Raw genomic sequence first — 901 nt, forward strand, 5'->3', positions numbered from 1 at the left:
TATCGGTTATAAAAAGAAAAAGCGTCTAGCTAAATCAGGAAAAGACACAGACTCATTGGGAGTTATCCTTTTCTATCCTAAATGCTAATCTTTCCACTGCCGTATTCTTTTCTTTCCACAGCTGTGGAAAGAAAAGAATACGGCAGTGGAAAGAAAGTAAAATCCTTGTGGCAAGAAAAATAATTAGTACCTTTACTGCCAGCTTCTGCCGATTTCGAGAACATTTCTTCCCCAAGTTTGCTGCAAGTTTCCCTCAATTCTCTATAAACCATTAATTTAAATTATTTTATGAGTGCTTATTATGACCTTTATGAAACGCCTGTCCCCGAAGGCGAGGAACCGAAGTCGCTGCATGCCCGTGTCTGTTCCAAGGGAACCATTTCTGGTAAAGAGTTCATGGAACGGGTTTTTCGTGAAGAACATATGCCCCACGCCATGGTTGTGGGTATTGTGCAAGCCATCACCACTACGCTTGGAGACTGGCTGGCAAAGGGCTATACGGTGGAGATAGAGGGACTTGGCTTCTTCAGCACCACGCTGAAGTGTACCCATCCGGTGATGAATAAGAAAGAAGTACGTGCGGAGTCGGTCAAGATGTCCACGGTGAAATTCCGTCCCGGCATCGAATTCAAACGTTATGTGGCAGGTAAGATGGAGTTGGAACGTGCGGATAAACGCTTTTTCCCGGATAAACCGAAAGCAATGGGCGACATGGTTGCCCGTGAAAAAAGCATGATGGACTTTCTGGAAGCTAATGTCTGTATTACTCGTGCAGAATATTCCCGCCTTGTCCATGTCACCGCCCGCCGGGCTTCGAGGGATTTGCAGACATTTATCGATTCCGGCGTGATTCGCAAGCGTGGTGCCGGCCGTTCAGTGGTCTATGTCAAGGGGTGAACTT

1 protein-coding gene is annotated in these 901 nt (G+C 46.3%); it reads left to right on the forward strand.

All coding sequences use genetic code 11. From position 1 onward, the window contains the following. Nucleotides 1-288: 288 nt before the first annotated feature. Nucleotides 289-897, forward strand: a complete 609-nt coding sequence (locus DW896_RS21330; RefSeq protein WP_005825608.1) for an HU family DNA-binding protein — start codon at nt 289-291, stop codon at nt 895-897. The last annotated feature ends 4 nt before the right edge of the window (nt 898-901 follow it).

The organism is Bacteroides sp. AM41-16 (assembly GCF_003603495.1).
GTDB lineage: Bacteria > Bacteroidota > Bacteroidia > Bacteroidales > Bacteroidaceae > Bacteroides > Bacteroides uniformis.

Bases quoted from the DNA above. Each gene is read 5' to 3' on its own strand.
- DW896_RS21330 (WP_005825608.1), top strand. From the start codon at position 289: ATGAGTGCTTATTATGACCTTTATGAAACGCCTGTCCCCGAAGGCGAG.